15 protein-coding genes and 1 pseudogene are annotated in these 16831 nt (G+C 52.1%); 7 read left to right on the forward strand and 9 right to left on the reverse strand.

From position 1 onward, the window contains the following. The 5 genes from GTP44_RS27620 to GTP44_RS19455 form a co-directional block, all read left to right on the forward strand. Positions 1-235: hypothetical protein (locus GTP44_RS27620; protein WP_229256989.1), on the forward strand; the 235-nt coding region annotated here is incomplete at its 5' end. Positions 236-688: 453 nt separating this feature from the next. Next, positions 689-1153 (forward strand): hypothetical protein, encoded by a 465-nt coding sequence (locus GTP44_RS19440; protein ID WP_161020719.1) that lies wholly within the window; start codon positions 689-691, stop codon positions 1151-1153. A gap of 89 nt (positions 1154-1242) precedes the next feature. Further along, positions 1243-2808: a recombinase family protein gene (locus GTP44_RS19445; protein ID WP_161020720.1), complete on the forward strand. Its 1566-nt coding sequence runs from the start codon at positions 1243-1245 to the stop codon at positions 2806-2808. Between the two features lie 28 nt (positions 2809-2836). Further along, positions 2837-3706 (forward strand): ParB/RepB/Spo0J family partition protein, encoded by an 870-nt coding sequence (locus GTP44_RS19450; protein ID WP_229256990.1) that lies wholly within the window; start codon positions 2837-2839, stop codon positions 3704-3706. Then, positions 3703-4593, forward strand: coding sequence for a plasmid partitioning protein RepB C-terminal domain-containing protein (locus GTP44_RS19455; protein WP_161020722.1), 891 nt, complete (start codon positions 3703-3705; stop codon positions 4591-4593). Before GTP44_RS19450 ends, GTP44_RS19455 begins: the two co-directional genes overlap by 4 nt. A 258-nt stretch (positions 4594-4851) precedes the next feature. On the opposite strand, the gene GTP44_RS19460 is transcribed toward GTP44_RS19455, so the two are convergent. The 8 genes and pseudogenes from GTP44_RS19460 to GTP44_RS19490 form a co-directional block, all read right to left on the reverse strand. Further along, a complete protein-coding gene (locus GTP44_RS19460) occupies positions 4852-6396 on the reverse strand; it encodes a recombinase family protein (RefSeq protein ID WP_161020723.1) in 1545 nt (514 codons plus the stop codon). Positions 6397-6794: 398 nt separating this feature from the next. Continuing rightward, entirely contained in the window at positions 6795-8144 is a 1350-nt protein-coding gene (locus GTP44_RS19465) for a helix-turn-helix domain-containing protein (protein ID WP_229256991.1), read from the reverse strand. 123 nt (positions 8145-8267) lie between these two features. Then, positions 8268-8669, reverse strand: a pseudogene (locus GTP44_RS28265) (TniQ family protein); the annotation flags it as partial. Then, the gene (locus GTP44_RS19470; RefSeq protein ID WP_161020725.1) at positions 8656-10017 is read right to left on the reverse strand and encodes a TniQ family protein; all 1362 of its coding nucleotides are present in this window, start codon (positions 10015-10017) and stop codon (positions 8656-8658) included. The pseudogene GTP44_RS28265 and the gene GTP44_RS19470, both read right to left, overlap by 14 nt. Continuing rightward, a complete protein-coding gene (locus GTP44_RS19475) occupies positions 10007-10978 on the reverse strand; it encodes a TniB family NTP-binding protein (protein WP_161020726.1) in 972 nt (323 codons plus the stop codon). The genes GTP44_RS19470 and GTP44_RS19475 overlap by 11 nt, the downstream gene beginning before the upstream one ends. Before the next feature lies 1 nt (position 10979). Further along, positions 10980-12941: a TnsB C-terminal domain-containing protein gene (locus tag GTP44_RS19480; protein ID WP_161020727.1), complete on the reverse strand. Its 1962-nt coding sequence runs from the start codon at positions 12939-12941 to the stop codon at positions 10980-10982. Beyond that, the gene (locus GTP44_RS19485) at positions 12904-13626 is read right to left on the reverse strand and encodes a TnsA endonuclease N-terminal domain-containing protein (RefSeq protein WP_161020728.1); all 723 of its coding nucleotides are present in this window, start codon (positions 13624-13626) and stop codon (positions 12904-12906) included. Before GTP44_RS19485 ends, GTP44_RS19480 begins: the two co-directional genes overlap by 38 nt. 232 nt (positions 13627-13858) lie before the next feature. Then, entirely contained in the window at positions 13859-14281 is a 423-nt protein-coding gene (locus GTP44_RS19490; RefSeq protein ID WP_161020729.1) for a helix-turn-helix domain-containing protein, read from the reverse strand. A 246-nt stretch (positions 14282-14527) separates the two neighbouring features. Here GTP44_RS19490 and GTP44_RS19495 point away from each other — a divergent pair, with 246 nt between their 5' ends. Then, positions 14528-14755, forward strand: a complete 228-nt coding sequence (locus tag GTP44_RS19495; protein WP_161020730.1) for a ribbon-helix-helix protein, CopG family — start codon at positions 14528-14530, stop codon at positions 14753-14755. An 80-nt stretch (positions 14756-14835) separates the two neighbouring features. Here the strand turns inward: GTP44_RS19495 and GTP44_RS19500 are convergent, their stop codons facing one another. Next, positions 14836-16275 (reverse strand): DUF8370 family protein, encoded by a 1440-nt coding sequence (locus GTP44_RS19500; protein ID WP_161020731.1) that lies wholly within the window; start codon positions 16273-16275, stop codon positions 14836-14838. Between the two features lie 185 nt (positions 16276-16460). Here GTP44_RS19500 and GTP44_RS19505 point away from each other — a divergent pair, with 185 nt between their 5' ends. Beyond that, positions 16461-16829 (forward strand): nucleotide pyrophosphohydrolase, encoded by a 369-nt coding sequence (locus GTP44_RS19505; protein ID WP_161020732.1) that lies wholly within the window; start codon positions 16461-16463, stop codon positions 16827-16829. The last annotated feature ends 2 nt before the right edge of the window (positions 16830-16831 follow it).

The following is a 16831-nucleotide window of genomic DNA, read 5'->3' on the forward strand; positions in this document are numbered from 1 at the left end:
CGCCCAGCTTCGTCAGCTTGGCTTCGCGCTCCTGCGCAGCAAAAAGGTTGGGTTTCATCATGGCAGAGTCGTCAAGGTTGATGCGCTGACATCATGCCACGGCCGGGCCGGTTTTTCGAGGCCCCCTGAACTACTACAACACGCCAGCAAAAAAAAGCCAACCCGTAGGTTGGCTTTTTTCATTTTCTGCGGCACGAAATTTTCACTAACTTGGCACAGTTTTCACTTACTGTGACATCCGACATTTGTTGTCCGATGCCGCGACTCTTGAAAACTAGCTTTTTGATTTCAAAAGGGTTTTTCAACAAGCGTGGCAAGCCTATATTTTGCAGTGCCGGACTTAGTGAAAATTCCGCTGAGTGCTGCCTCGAAAAATGAAAAATCTTAGTAGCGGGACGATGCAGCATCGAACGGACCTTCCTGTCAGCATAGGCAGTCCTTGAGAACGACGCAGGATGTTGGGAGGGGCGAAGCCAAGGAAAAAATCTCGCAGGTCTTGAGCTTCTGCGCAAAGGGCTTGTCGAGATGATAGAGGGGGACTGGTCGGTGACAACAGAAGAGCGACAGCTCGGCAGTGACGACTTCTGTGGGAAAAAAATCTGCGCAATGCTCAGAAAAAGATAAATTTAGATTGCAAAATGCCCTGGGCTGCACATCCTTCATCGTGCAAGACGGATGGAGACAAAAGATGCAGATCAAGTACTGCGCGGCCTGTGGGAAGAGCTTCCCGCTTCGCGCGCAAAAGCCAAGTCAAACCTACTGTTCTCAACCAGATTGCCAGCGCGTGCGTCGAAAGAAATGGCAGCAAGAAAAGCTAAAGAGCGATTCTGACTACGCCGAGAACCAAGCGCGTGCGCAACAGGCATGGAGCAAACGTAATGCTGAGTACTGGAAAAATTACCGAACTGCACATCCCGATTATGTTGAGCAAAATCGAAAAATGCAACATGCGCGAAATGCTCGGGCCACCCTAGAGAAGGGCGGGCCAATTGCAAAGATGGACGTATCAGAAGAGCGCTCTCAGCTCACGGCCGGGCTGTATCAGCTGAAGCAAATCGATGCTGCTGGGATTGCAAAGATGGACGTGTGGACTGTTGAGTTACGAGTAGTGACCCGCTCCCAAACCAGAAAATCATCAATTGCAAAGAGATGACGTGTCAGCGAGCTAGCAAACAGCTGCTATCTTGGATTTACGCATAGAGATGAATCGAGAAACAAGGTTGCAATTGACGGCTGACGACCATGCTACGAAACCACGCCACGGATGTAGAACTTACCAATTGCCCAGCTACTCAAGCTGTTGAGTACGTCCGTATGTCGACCGAACATCAGCAGTATTCGACCGAGAATCAATCCACCAAAATTCGCGAGTATGCAGCACGTCGAGGAATTGAAATCATTCGTACGTATGCCGATGCCGGTAAGAGCGGGTTGCGGATCGACGGGAGGGAGGCGTTACAGCGGCTGATTCAAGACGTCGAGTCCGGCTCAGCGGACTTTCAAATTATCCTGGTCTATGACGTTAGTCGCTGGGGCCGCTTTCAGGATGCCGATGAGAGCGCCTACTACGAGTACCGTTGCCGCCGTGCGGGCATGCAGGTGGTGTACTGCGCAGAGCAATTTGAAAACGATGGATCCCCTGTTTCCACGATTGTAAAGGGCGTGAAACGGGCGATGGCTGGCGAGTACAGCCGCGAGTTGTCGGCGAAAGTGTTTGCTGGGCAGTGTCGTTTGATCGAGTTGGGGTACCGGCAAGGTGGTCCAGCCGGGTTTGGATTACGGAGGGTTTTAGTCGATCAGAATGGCTGTGCTAAAACTGAACTCAGCCGCGGCGAACACAAGAGTTTGCAAACTGATCGTGTCATTCTGGTGGCTGGACCCGAGGAAGAAGTTCAGACGGTAAACCAGATGTATCGCTGGTTTATTGATGATGACATGGTTGAGTCTGAAATCGCAGCTCAATTAAACAATGAAGGGATGAGGACCGACCTGGGACGGCCGTGGACACGCGCCACCGTCCATGAAGTACTCACCAACGAAAAGTATATTGGCAATAATGTGTACAACCGCACGTCATTCAAACTAAAAAAATTACGGGTGGTTAATACGCCGGAGATGTGGATACGGAAGGAGCAAGCCTTCGAACCGATAGTGCCCAGTGAGGTGTTTTACACAGTCAAAGGAATAATGCGCGCGCGTGCGCGTCGCTATACGGAGGAAGAACTGGTCGAGCGTCTTCGGAATCTCTATCAAAACCGAGGATTTCTATCTGGGTTGGTAATCAACGAGACAGAAGGCATGCCGTCTACGGCGGTGTACTCTCATCGGTTTGGAAGCTTGCTCCAGGCATATAGGACCGTGGGATTTTCTCCAGATAGAGACTATCGTTATTTGGAAGCAAACCGATTTCTGCGGCGGTACCACCCTGAAATCATTGCTCGAGCCGAGCATTCGATCGTTGATCTAGGCGGAAGCGTCACTCGCGATCCCGCCACTGATCTACTGCGGCTGAATAATGAATTCAGCATTTCTTTGGTGCTAGCTCGTTGCCAAGAACATGGGGCGGGCAGGTACTCCTGGAAAATTAGGTTCGACACGAGCTTGGCGCCAGACATCACGGTCGCCGTGCGACTTGATCGTACCAACCAGAACCCGCTCGATTATTATCTCCTACCGCGTCTCGACTTTGGCCTAGCACGTGTAAGTTTGCGGGAAACTAATCCGATCGAATTTGAGGCGTATCGCTACGATTCCTTGGACTATTTATATGGTATGGCTCAGCGTGTACTGGTCAGAAAGGCTGGTTGACATGGAACAGTGGCCTAGTGAAATGCAAATGATCCCAATCGACTTGATCGAAACGCTAAACCCGAGGGAGCGCAATAGCAAGATCTTCGAGGAGATAGTGGCGAACATCAAAACTATCGGCCTAAAAAAGCCAATTACCGTGACCCGGCGTAAGCGCTCCGACGGCTCCGAGCGTTACTTATTAATATGCGGTGAGGGGCGGGTCAAAGCTTATCGAGCTCTAGGTGAGTCCACAATTCCAGCACTTGTGGTGTCAGTCGATGATGAAGCCGCACTCATTATGAACCTGACCGAAAACATAGCGCGCCGCCAATATCGCCCGTTGGAGGCTCTGCAAAGTATCGAACGTCTACGTGACCAAGGTTACGACAAAAAAGCGATCGCTGCAAAGACTGGACTTCGCCCTGAGTACGTACACGGAATTTTATCGCTGCTGAAAAATGGTGAGGAGCGTTTGCTTGTAGCAGTAGCGAAAGGCCGAATCCCGTTGACGGCCGCTTTGCACATTGTTGATGCCGGTGATGATAATGGTGCCGTACAACAGGCGCTACAAAACGCTTATGAATCCGGGGCGTTGAGGGGGCAGCAGTTGCTGCAAGCTAGGAAGATCATTGAGAGTCGACAGTTGATGGGGCCATCGGTTTCTTCCGGAGCGAAGCACCGGCGCGTCGATGTGTCAACTTCCAGCCTGATTCGTACGTATCAAAAGGAAGTTTCCCGTCAAAAGCTGATGGTGAAGAAAGCGGAGTTTGCACAGCAGAGATTGTTGTTCGTAACAGGCGCCTTGCGTCAGTTGCTTGCCGATGAAAATTTCGCGACGCTATTACGAGCTGAAAGGCTCGACACCTTGCCAAAGTATCTTGCTGATCGTGTTTGGCCGATGGGGAACGCGGCATGAGCAAAATCGCCCTGGGTTTCATTCCGGAGCCCATCACAATACCCATTGATCAACTTCTTCTATCACGTAAAGTCTCTCCTGAATCAATCACTACTCGAAAATTCGATCAGATCCGCTCCTCAATCGAGGAGATAGGGCTGATAGAACCGCTATCCGTGATAAAGGCAGAAAAGCATGGCGGCCAGTCGGATCTATATATTTTGCTGGATGGTCATCTTCGCCTGATAGCGCTACAACAGTTGAACTGCAACGATGCCTGCTGCCTGATTTCTACAGACGATGAGAGCTATACCTACAATACGCGAGTTAGTCGCCTATCGACGATCCAAGAGCATTACATGATCCGTCGCGCCATCGAGCGCGGGGTGAGTCCTCAGCGGTTGGCCAAAGCGCTGAGTGTCGACGAGAGCCAGATCAGCAAAAAACTGAACTTGCTTCAGGGGATTTGCCCAGAAGCGGCTGAGCTGCTGACCGATCGTCAGTTTTCACCGGAGATATCCAGAGTGCTGCGCAAGATGAAACCAACACGCCAGGTGGAATGTGTTGAACTCATGACCTCCGCAAACAACCTGACGATCGCCTATGCTGAGGCCATGCTTGTGGCGACACCTACATCCATGTTGGTTGAGGGGAAAAAGCCTCAGCGGATGTCGGGAGTATCGCAAGAGCAAATATCAAAAATGGAACGAGAGATGGGCAACCTTCAACTGCAGTACAAGACGGTCGAGCAAACATACGGCCAGGATGTATTGCATCTGGTTTTGGCCAAGGGATATCTCGCAAAATTATTGGAAAATAAGGCCATTTCGAACTATCTTAGAAATCGTCAGCCCGAGGTCTACTCGGAATTTGAATCAATCGTACAGACTGTCTCGATTGACCAATAGCCCTTAATTAAAGACTGAGCCTGCTCAAGTCTTGTCAGGCCTACTTCGTTACGAAGTAGGCCTGAAATGTTCTTTAAAAATTGACGTCATTATTTTTGGGCGCACGATCAGTCAGCGTGCGCTTAACGGGTTACCTTGGCCCACCGTCGGGAGTTGTAGATGGATTGTGAATCAATAATTGACCTCGGCAGCGGGTGATCCGTATCTCGGACCGAGACGTAAATCTTGGACATGCATTGATGTAGCTAAAAATCATAATCATGGTTGCAGCGCTCCGAACATGTCGTTCATGTTGCTGTGGCGACGCGCATTGAGCGGATTGGGCGAATCGGGGTGCGCAGGCAGCGGTATCCATTTCCCCTTGTGATCAGCCATGCTGACCAGATAGAACTCCAATGCGTGGCGGTTGCTTGGGTCGAGCTTCGCGGCGATGGTGAAGTCGGCCCCCGCCGCGAGGCTTGCACGCAGCCGCCAGCGATTGCCGGCGCCTTCCTTTTGACATCTAACTGCCGCGATTTTGAGGATGATGCTGTCGTTAACTCGCAGCATGTCCTTGCCAGCGGCGACGGTGGCAGTTCCACCAGCAGCTAAGATCAGCTCGCGGGCTTGCGCGACGAGAGCTATCCGAATTTTGCGCAGTGCGCGTCTCGATTCGACATAGGAGAATGCTTCTGGGGTGTCCAGCCCGGCCAGCGCGTATGCGTTGGCGAGCGTCCCGAAGTGGTATTTGAAAGTCTGAGGTGTCGGGGCCGGCGCCCGGGTGGAGATCAACAGGGCGGAGATCTTTCCATGCTCGGCGTGGACCTCGCGCAAGATGTCCAGCAACTCGGCGTCGGAGTAGCGCCTGCGCCGCTCGCTCCGCTCGGCTTGGGCGCTGGCAAATATCATTTTGGCGACCAGCGCGGGGAAGGCCCCATCCCTCCTGATCCACATATCGGGTGGGTTCTTAACCGTCCGCTTTTTGAGCTTGGACGATCTGCGATTGTAGACCGCGTGCCCTGCATACTTCTCATTGGTCAGCACGCTCCTGACTGTGTTCTTCGTCCAAGGCTTCCCTGCCTCACCGAGCGCTCCGGCCGCGTTGAGCATGGTCGCGATGCGCTTGTCGCCAAGCTTGAGCCGCAAATACCAATCGTAGATGGCATTCACGACCATTACCTCGTCGTCGGACCCCAAGCCCAACACGACGCGGTCGGTTTGGACGGCCTTGCGCTCGCCGGCCCGCAGCTCCGCTCGCGGCTTGCCAGCCTGGTCCACGGCGATCCTGCGAAGGCCGTAGCCGGCGGCACCGCCCTGCTTGAACCCCATGAGCGTGTAGTTTGACTGCGCGGCGAAGACCCTGGTGGATAGTTCCCGACTGTATTCGCCGGCCATTAGTCGCTTCAAGATTTTGAGGATCGCTGCCATGGGCGAGTCGTCATCCGCGAAGGGCTCCGCGCAGTATACGACATCTATCCCCGCGCGGCGGCACACGAACTCGTAGTACGCGCTCTCGTCGGCGTCTTGGAACCGGCCCCATCGGCTGACATCGTAGACCAGGATCATGTCGAAATTGGCGGATCCTGAGGAGACGTCTTCCAGCAGGGAAAGCAGACCGGCGCGACCCTCGACGTTCAGCCCGCTCTTTCCACTGTCCTCATACGTCCGTACGATGCTCAGCCCACGCCGGTGAGCGTAGGCTTCGATGGCCACCCGTTGGTGTTGGAGCGAGTAGTTCTGTCGCTCGGTGGACATGCGGACGTAAGTGGCCGCGCGCTTGCTTGCAAGCGGCTCGATCGGTAGGTTGATCGGACTTCGCACCATGGGCTTCTCCCTCGCTAATTGAACCGCTGTTGAGGCATCTCAATATACGCCTCTCCGGCTCGGCTAATGTGGTGAAGGGAGGGGGGCCATGGATGCGTTTCAAGAAGAGCTGATGTTGAGGCTGGCGCGGGAGCTTGCAGTCTCACATGGGACATTTTTCGCTGCGGCGCTTTTGGCCGACATGGGCGTGCCATTTCAGACGTCCTTGGAAGCGCTGACATCTCATTCCCACCGCCTAACGCACTTGTCCGGTAAGGCGTTCAGCGGGGGCTATACGGTCCTAAAGACTTAGTGGTCCAGTATCGAGTCAGTATCTTCACATGTGATGGGGAGTGATTCCAAGCGGGCGGCGCTACTGAGTAAGCCAACTGTTATGTCAATCGAGAGACCCCACACAGTTACAACGGGGGGAAAGAGATGCTCCTTGAGGCTTGCGAGAGTATTAGTTCTGAATCCGACCGTCTGAAAAAATATTGCCTCTTGCCGTCGACGTTAGGACCTGTCACTGGTGTGACTTGAGTTCGTGCAATTAGTCCACGAGATGACGTATTGAGCATTTTGCTGAGGGTTGCAGCCGCAACGTATGTCGCTTGAAAGCGCGTGATTTCCTCGTTGGAGATTCGGCGGGCGTAGCCGGATCTTTCCATTCTCGCGGAAAGTAGGCCCGCTTCCACTAGATCGTATGCAACCTGCTCTTTAAGCCCAAGTATCTTCGCTGCGTCTGAAATCGACATACTCAGCAGATGTTCCTTCCGCCAATGTTCAAGCCATTCGCGAAGACTTTTAATAGAGAGCTGCATCTTGCCAAAGGGAGTGTCTGCAGGAGTTTGTACGATGCGCGTGATCTGGCCTGCGTTGAGTGCGCGGACTAGTGCGATGAATGCTCCGGATTCTAAACGCCAGGACTTGAGAGCTTGTAGGATGGTCACTGGATCACATGGCGGTGATTCTATCGGTGCCGGCTGGAGACTTGGTAATACTAAGCTGTCTAATTCGTACCTTGGCAACATCCACGTCGAGCTATTGCCTTTACCGGCCGAAAGGTATGGATGAATCACTCCGGCTGAGATCAACTCTCGCACTCGTTGTCTTGGTAGCGCGAGATAAGCAGCTGCAGATCTAAAATCTATGCTATGCGCTGCTAGCACGTATATCTCAGCAACTGAAGTAATAGGCACAGACCATGACTGACGCCCGCTTGGATGGATCACCTTTTTGGCCTCGATCAATCCCGCCAGGTGCAGTTGTTTAACTCGGGTTGGTGTGCTGCCGGAGATCTTCGCCGCCAGGCCAATACTTGCTCGAGCGCTATTTGCTCCCTTATTTTCAAGGCGTCGATTGCGCCTGCACACTAACCCCCACCAGTGTTCGTTGACGTAAGCATCGAACGCCTCTCGTAAAAATGAAAATTCTTGGTCGTGTAGATCGACGTAAAGCCAGTGATACAGGCGCCCAAATGTTTTCTGAAGGCTGAATGAAGCTGCCCCTTTTTCTTGCACGTCGCGTAGAAACGTGTGAAAACCTATCGGCCAGTTCTTGAGAAACTGTGATGCTCGCTCCACTACAATGATGCTCGTCGAAAGACTCTGGAGTCCGGCGACCTGACCTGTTCGTAGCTTATGGCTCGGCTCCGTGAGAGCAGCGATTTTTTCAAGTAGACGTATCCATTGAGAAGGTGTAAGTCGAGGTAGATTGAACGCTTCATACTGACGAGATCTAGCGATCAGTGCACTCTGCAGTTTGAGCACTCCAGATGGTGCCTGCAGGCTTTTACAGTTCGACAGAGATTGGCCGCAGGTACAGCGTGTGCAGAAGTGTTCTATCTTTTGGCGGCGCTGACAACTGGGGCAACTGTCAATAAGGTAGGCCTCATGCGTTAAGCAGGTCACGCAAAACTTTACTGCCCACTTAGCGCGTAGGTATGGACTCTCCGCTAGGCATTGAGGGCACCATCGGAAGAGTCCCGTAAGATAGTCGGCTTTGCATAGTCCATCGTGAAGTATGTCTTCGTGACGGAAATACCACGGCCACGGTCCCTCCAGATTTTCAAGCTCATCCTTGGTGAGATCTAAAGACTGGAGAATAACGTCTTCTGTTCGTCGATGAGTAGTTTTTAGTGCTGCACACAGCCTAGTTAAGCTCCCATACCCGTTGGCGTTTGCAACACGTACTAGATACCCATGACGCGATTCAGTTATGCCGGGACGTGGCCGGATCGGTAGACCGGAAAGGTGGCTCGATGTGCCAGCATCAACGGTTTCAGCTAACTTCATTTCTTACCTCGCCAGCATTTAGAGATAACTCATACAAATATTCGCGGTGACTGGACGATATAGTAAGGAGCTGGCCCCCCATCAATTCAAGAAAGTCCGTTGCGGTAAGCGCATTGGCATCCTTAGGGAATGGCGGCCATACTCTAGCGAATCGTCGGAATCGCAAAGCTGCGGTAGGATCTGTTGCTGCCCTGGCGAGGCTGTTCAGTATTTTTGCTGAGATATCAATCGCTCTTGGGTCGGCACTACCATTTATCTTAGTCGCCGGCACAAATGATCTGTCGGCGTGCTCCATCCAGTCTTGAAGGCCTGCCCACCAGAGTTGGACTTCACGTTTTTTGCCCTCGCGCTGAGAGATGGTGAGCGCTGGATTGAAGATCCATAGATAAGAGTCTAAAGCTTCGAAGTTGATATCGTTTAGCATGTGTTGTATTGCCTCTCTCAAGTTTGAAGGCAATGTTTTATTTCGCACTGCCGACCTGAGTAGGAATAGCAGCTCCTTGGTTTTGCTTTTCTCGGATAAATGCACCAGTAGGTCGCTCGACTCTGTCCGATGCCACCTCGCCATGACCAGGCGAATATGTCGAATGAGTCCGCGAGGCCAGCCAATCAAGGCGGATCCGAAGCGCCAAGGTAATGGTGTTGCGCCTGCGGGTGTTCGGTCACTGTCATTGCGCATCTCATGAAGTATCATGTGTAGCCAGGAGAAAACGCCATATGTAGATTGGAGGCCGTCGGCCACTCGGAATTTTTCCATTTTTTTCGTGGCTAAAATAGGCACATCAAAGCCGGCAGCGGCGGCGATGCTGATTGCAGTGTTCACCAGACTGTACGGCGCTGGCGCCGCGGACAGACGTGTGATTTGAGTTCCGCAACGGCAGTTCCAATGTGGTTTCAACTCAGACCAGTGGAATACCTTTCCGCAATCACATCGGCCGATAAGAAATTTGTGATGTATCGGACATGCGAGCACAAAAGGAAGGTCCCATAGTGCTAGGTGAATTCCAAATGACTGCACGCATTGCGGGCATATCCGGAACTGCCTTGTGAGAGGTCTTTGCCAATACTCATCCAGGCCGATAAAGCTCGGCCTGGCATAAGTAAAGTGCTCCTCAATCCAGAGTCGTCGATAGTTGTCCGCTGCCCTGCCTATGATCTTATTGATCAAGTCCCAGGCTGCAATTCTATTTTTTAAGAGTTTTGATTTGTAGAGAGTCGCGATCGCGTCTCCAATCGGTTTCGGTATCTCATGACCATTGCTGGTGAAATGACGACTGACAAAGCCCGCTAGGCTTTCACCAGGTTGGTAATTAGGCCGCAAAGGGTAAAGGGGCAACTCATGCAGCATTCTGGCGCCTCTTATTTGAACGACCGATCAGCGCTCCCCGCTCGAAAGGCTCGCCAGCGCGATCGAGTCGACGGAATTCGAAGGTGGAACTAAATGGATTTAATTCATTCACCCCTTCGCGCCAAATTTGCGTTGTGAATGCTAGGGCTAGCTCTGTAGGCGTGATACGAGTTAACTGTTGCTCGAAGACGAGACGTATTACGCCGAGTAGTAGCGACTTTACAAAGGCCACTCGTCCATCAGTGGCTGCGTGTAGCCGATGGCCTAGCTCTTTCCAACTCATTTCGCCTTTCAAAAAGGGCACTGGTAGTGATGGTGTTAGTGAAGTGAATAGCTGGAGACATTGGGATTCGATATTGTCCTCAGGATCTTGTCCCAATGCCATTTGTACATGTCTGGTGAACCGCCTTCGTAGCTGCTCATTCACTCTCAACAAGTCCTCAACACGAGGTAGTCCAAGCAATGTGGTGGGTACTTGCATGTGATCCATTACACTCTTCAGCCAATCGCCCACCATGTATTGAGTGGGAGACTGACCGCGGTCCTGGATGTGATTCGCCTCATCAAACATCAGCAGTTCAACGCGGCATTCTCGTGCCAAATGCACAGCGCGGGCAGTCTTCGTCGAGGTTGTGCCGAACGATGGACTGGGGTCGCCTAGCTGGGTCAGCATAACTTCGGCCACGCTGCCGATTGTGGCCGCTGGCGGGATAGCTACGATTAATACTGGGACGATGTCGCGCTCGGGAATAGACGTGCGAGGATACTTAGTTTCCAAGGCTTTGCACAAAGTAGTTTTGCCCGATCCTGATTCACCGGTCACGACCAAGTGGCTGGCGACGCCGGTCTCTCTGTATAACCTGACCATCCGATCAATTTCGTTAAACGCGGTGACGAATGGCGGGAACTCCAAGTATTCGCTGGTGAAGTTTCGCAGGGTTTCAAATTCAGTTAGCTCCATCTCACCGGCCCCCACGGTTAAGTTGGAAAGTCGGCAGAGGCTCCGGCGGTGCCTCGTCTTTCGCGTCAAATAGTGGGGTAAATTTCTTTGCTTTCTTGGGAGGTTCTGCCGCTAGCTGGGCGTTTGGATTGCTACTGGTTATCCCATGTATTTTTGCCGCTCGGCGTCGCGTACGCTGCTTCCGACTTTGCATCAGTTGGTCGACTGAAACAGCAAGGTCATATTTTGCTTGAAGTAGTGCTTCAGGATTTTCTGCTGCTTGCCCGTCTTCCCGGATCTGACGTCTGATCAATTCATGCTGTGCGAGCGTCAAGCCTTTTGCGTATGCTTGATCTAATGCTCGGATAGATACTGGGTCTTGCTGATCCGGTGCCCAGATTTGGATCGTGCATAGGTCCTCGGGATCGTAGACTATCCGGAGTTTTGTTCCTGGCCCCCATGTGTGCATGATACGGTCAAGCTCTTGTCCGCCATAACGAATGCCACGCAAAGTTATACCGTCGCGTTGGAGAGTTCGCTCGGCGACCAGGCCGATGCGCTTCTGCAGGAGTTCAATGCTATTGGGCAGCTCTGGCGTCCTGAAACGAAGTCCCTCGTGCCACTTAGCCCAAGGAGTAGTGCGAATTCCTCTCTGGATTGTCTGAGCATAAATATCGAGTAGCCATTTTTCAATAACCTGTTTGCATTCAGCGATGGTTAACACAGCATGTTTTTGGGGATCGTATTCGCCGCGCTCAGCTAGCTTAGCTAGACTGGTGCCGGGCAATTGGTGGCACAAACAGTAATTCAGCGTTCCCTGAAAACGTTCTATTTTTCCTTTAAATCGAGGCTCCTTTTTCGGGCAGAACAGGTTATGGATCGACAAATCCATTGTTACCCCCTCAAGTCCTGTCCCGTGGAACTCCAATCCGTTATCCATTGCGAGACAATCCATAACGCCGTAACAAGGCCAAGCATGCAAAATCTCTAGCCCGGGTATCACTTTTTCAGTTGGCGTCTTAGGGAGTATTGAGTGCCGAAGTGCACCCATCACGGCCATTGCCGAAGGGCCTCCGAAGTTGAGAAAATAACCTACAGGAAAACGGCTGAAGGAATCAATGAGTATGGTCAGGATTGGGCGCCCGATAGGCACTCCTGAGCGCTCGTCAATAAGAAATAAGTCTAACGGTGTGTGATCAACCTCAACGCGTTCTAGGATGCGGGTCGCCTGCGGCGCCATCTGAGCTATGCGGTGTCGGTCATTCGCTGCTGACTTTCCTTTTTGGAGTCTAGTACGATCATAGGATGGCAGGAGCGCAAACATTCGATAGCTCGTACGCAGTGCCGGTGTTCTGAGTTGTTCTTCCGGTAGCCTGCTGTGATTTTTCTGCAGGATTTTTCCTGCAAGGCGAGTGTGAATAGATGTGATCGTAGCCGCTGGACTTGCTGCGAACGCCTCTTCTGTGGCTTCCCCAAAAAGGTCGAGAATCTCGTCGGATTGACGAAGAATACTGTTTCCCCGATGCGCGAATCGGGGTATAAGAGCGCGTACATCTTTGGAGTATCGGTATTTTGAATGCCAACGGTACACGGTAATCCAAGATGGCGGCTGCGGATCCTCAATCTGCTCAGCTACCTCGGTGATAACTGGATCAAGATGTCGTTTGGAAAAAGCGCGCACGCCCTCTTGGTCCATCGCACGAAGATACGCCATACGTCGACGAATTTCAGCCTGATTTCTTTCTGATAGTTCACTTAAGGGACGGCCATAGATCTGAGTTCCATCCACGCGAGCGGTCGTCTGACTAGCTTTGATGCCCCCTGCAGTGAACGCTGAGAGCAGGTCGGCTTTAGAGCTCAATATAATTTGGCCATCCGTAAGGCGCTCTAACACTACTTGGTCGTCATTGCCGAGGCGCTCCAACCGATACTCGACGCCCAGCCAATCAAAAACCAAACCTGTCCGAAAGGCGAAACCACGCATGTTCGTTCTCCTCTTTGAGTATGAGAATAGTGCTGTCGTCTAGTGGTGAATTGAGATCGCATGTCAGCAGGCCCATGAGTAGCAGGCTGTAGGGATCGAGCTCTACATGCGATAGCGGTGCGATTGCCGCGCCCAGCGATATTGGGAACAAAGCTTGCGTTTGCTGTAGCTTGGCAACGCATTTCAAATAAGTTGGCAGTAGTCGCGGCGCCAGGTGATAAATGCGTCGCAAATTGCTAAGTCTAGGTTCGATTTGAAGAACCCTGTCAGTCAAGATTACGTAGTTTCGCTGCTCTCTTTCAAAGTGTTTCGTTACCTTGTCCAGCTTTGATTTTGTGTCAGGCTCATAGGCGAATTTATGCGGCTTAACTTCGACGAGAATAGATTCACCATTCGCAAGCTTGAGTTCGAAGTCAGGTGTATACCTTCGTAGCGTGGGGCCGTCCGCGTAGTGGACGGTTTGTGGTTGCTCAGTGTATTGCGCTACTAATGGAGAGGTCTCGAAATGATAGATAGCATCTAATTCAAGCATTCCTTCGTGGTGAACCATACGCCCCGTCTTGCGACTTGGGAATTTGCCTCTCATAATTCCGCCAGTGGGGCGGACAATGCTTCTGGCGCGTTGGTGTTCTAAGCCGTTGGGCGTTCGCCCCTTCCAGGTACCTTGCCAAATGACGTGCGTCATCTCGAACTCCAGTCACAATAAGTAATATGCGCTCCTCGACGTACTGGGCGATACGCTCTATGCCTGTTTTAAGGCAATAGATTCCCCAGCCGGTGGTCATAGACAACCAGAGTTTTCATTAGTCGAGGGATGAAAGGACTTGACGCGCCTGTGGCGGATTGCGATACTTGGCTTGTCTAAGGCGGTTCGCAAGAGCCGTGAAGCGGGTCAGGCCGAAAGGTTTGATCCGTTTTTACATTTGGACCTCCATATTTCTACGGCGCCGCAGTCGCTGCAATGGCTCAGTTTCTTGCTGAAGAACGACTTCTGGCAGGTTGAGTAGTTCTCGAATGAGCCGAGCCTGGGCGGGATGCAAGCCGTCCAGTTTCTGCCTAAGTGTGTCGAGCATCCAGTAAACGTCTGGATGAGCATCGGGTTCTAGTATCAGCTTGCGATCCGAGGCCTTGGCGGCAGTGCGCAACTCATCCTCTTCAGCAGATGTAAGCGGCAGCGTGGCGACTAGTTTTTCCACGAATTCAATCGTTGGCGGCCCCTTGAGACCGACCTCTAGTGCCGAGATGTAGGTCTGATCGTAGCCAATTAATTCTGCCAAGTCATTTTGCCGGATGCCGTGGCGCATCCGGATCTCGTGAAGCTGGCGGGCGAAGGGGCTCATAGCAAGTTCGCAAAATAGATCAGTTGAATCGCAGAGTACGACACTATGAACAGCTATGTCAATATGTAAGTATTTGATTTAAAAGAGGAAAGGGTTGACGGTCAACCCCACCAAAATCTAAGCACAGCCACTTTTATAACTAATTGATATTTGAAATTATCAATCAGCACAAAAAATCTCAAGAGGCAGAATTTTTAATGAAAAAATGTGTAAAATGTGTGTGGAAATTACACATTGGAGAGAGCCATGGATGCGAAAAAGCGACCTATAACCGTGAGACTCAGCTTGGATATGTCGCCTGAAGCGAATGACTTGTTGGAACGTTTGGCATCTGCAAACGGGACCACCAAAAGTCAGATTTTGCGCAGGGCAGTCGCGTTGTATCACGTTGCCCATGAGGCGACAGTCTCGGGCAAGCGTATTGGAGTGATAGATAAAGACCGGAATGTTGTCACTGAGTTCGTCGGTCTGTGATCTCGCTTTTACTCCCGAGTCGAAAAAACAATTTAACTACTTGCCCGTTCGCGATCAAGCGAAAGCAAGTCTTTAACATGCTATTGGCGCTTGCTTGCCGAAGCCCTCGGCATTCCATTAACGTATGCGATTCGTGAAGCGAGACCGTGTTCCTCGATGAACTCTGTCCTGATCTGCTGAATGGTGTCCAGCTTTCTACCCAACTTGCCGATGTCGACGAGTAGGAAGACCGCGCGGTCCGTGTCCTCGCCCTTTTTATAGAATTCCAGCTGCTTTGCGTAGCCGTGCACCACGTCCGGATTGGTGGATAGCTTTATCTCGACCACAACTTTGGATGCGAAACCGCTGGAAACCTTGAAATCAACGGGCCCGTTTCCGGAATCCGCCTCCGGAGTCAGGTCCAGGTTATTGGCTTTGCAGTGGGCGTAGGCGATGGCATAAAACAGCCGCTGGCTCGCCTTTTCCTTCCTAGGCTTCCCTTCTTCGGTCCATAGCTCTTTCCAAAGGCCTTTATTTTCTATCAAGTCTTGGAACTGCTCTACGATTTTGCCGACGACTTCCTCGGCGGCGTCAATGTCTAGTTTCAGCTTCGCGTATTTCGCGAGATCGAAAGGGAACTCGTTCGGTATCGACTCCAGAAGGCGCATCCAGAAAGCCTCCCCGTTCCTGTCGCAGGCGAAGTCATATGGTTTCGGTTCGACTTCTCTCAGCATGGCCAGCAGCGTTTCGAACGCCTTCTCGCTCCCCAGCGCGGCGTCCTTCATCTGCACCTTCTGAGCCCTCGTCATGGTTGCCCATATTTCGCCGATGCTTCCGTTCACTCTTTCTCTGAGCGCGTCGTTTTCGGCTACGACTCGCGAGATATCACTCCAGTCTGTGGCGATAGGCAGCGCGCGGACGATGTCTCGAGGAACCAAAATGAGCGGATCTCCCGAGCACGGATTGCAGATGAGGTTCATGTGTATGCCGCCCAAGACATAGGGCTTTCTGGGCATCTTCAGACTGCCATTTACCCTGTCGGTAAATGCGATCAGGCTTTTAAGGATGATGTTGGTGGTCATGTCACTGATGCGGTCCGGGCCGATTCCCTCCTCGAACAACGCCAGCGCCATGAACAGGTCAACATCCTCGACTCCCAGTCTGACGATCTGGGAGGCCGTGTCCAGCGTCGAAGCGACCAAGTCACGTCCGAATCCGGAACCCCTTACCGAGGTCCCGTACCCTAGGCAGGTCCAGCTGATCTCCGAAAACTTGAAGAGGCGTTCCGCCCCTTTCCAAGCCGCGTCTCCCTTCTGCTTTGAGCCTGCCAGAAGTTTGATGATGGTCCGGAATCGCTGTGTGTACTCGCCGATTGCCCCGTCATGCATTTCTGGATGCTTGCTGTATACCAGTAGCATCGGATCAATGAACAGGAGAGTGTCCGTAGCGAGCAATACGTTCACGACGTCAAATTCCGCCAGCACGTCTTCCGAAAGCTTAAATTCGCTGCTGATCGTGGCCGGATTGGTTATCTTGCCCATGAATATCCTCTGTAAGCACGGCGAAAAGCATTCCTCTGCTAGCAAGCTTGAGAAAATTTTCTCACAGGAAATTGACTATAATTTAGCATACGACCGGATGTAAGCCATGTCCACCACCATTTGTCTGATGTCTTTTTCTGAGGCAATTTAAGGCATGCGGCGCAATTACTTTCAAGGAGCAAGCAATGGAGTCCAGGAGCCCCGATTTGGAAACGCTAAGAACCATGCTACGCACTTTTGTTGTCGAGCGGGAATGGGGGCAGTTCCATACGCCAAAGAACCTGGCCACTGCGCTAAGCGTGGAAGCGGCGGAACTCTTGGAGCCGTTCCAATGGCTTGCTACCGGCGACGGGGACGAGTTGACCGACGGCGCCCGTGCGGCGGTGCGTCTGGAGATGGCGGACGTACTGGCATATCTGCTTTTGCTGGCGGACAGGATGAATGTGGACCTCTGCGCAGCACTTGCGGAAAAAATCGCCATAAACGCTGGAAAATATCCTGCGGATGAAGCGCGTGGTAGCTCAAAAAAATACACGGCCTACGAGGGGAAGTGACA

The organism is Duganella lactea (assembly GCF_009857505.1).
Lineage (GTDB): Bacteria > Pseudomonadota > Gammaproteobacteria > Burkholderiales > Burkholderiaceae_D > Rugamonas > Rugamonas lactea.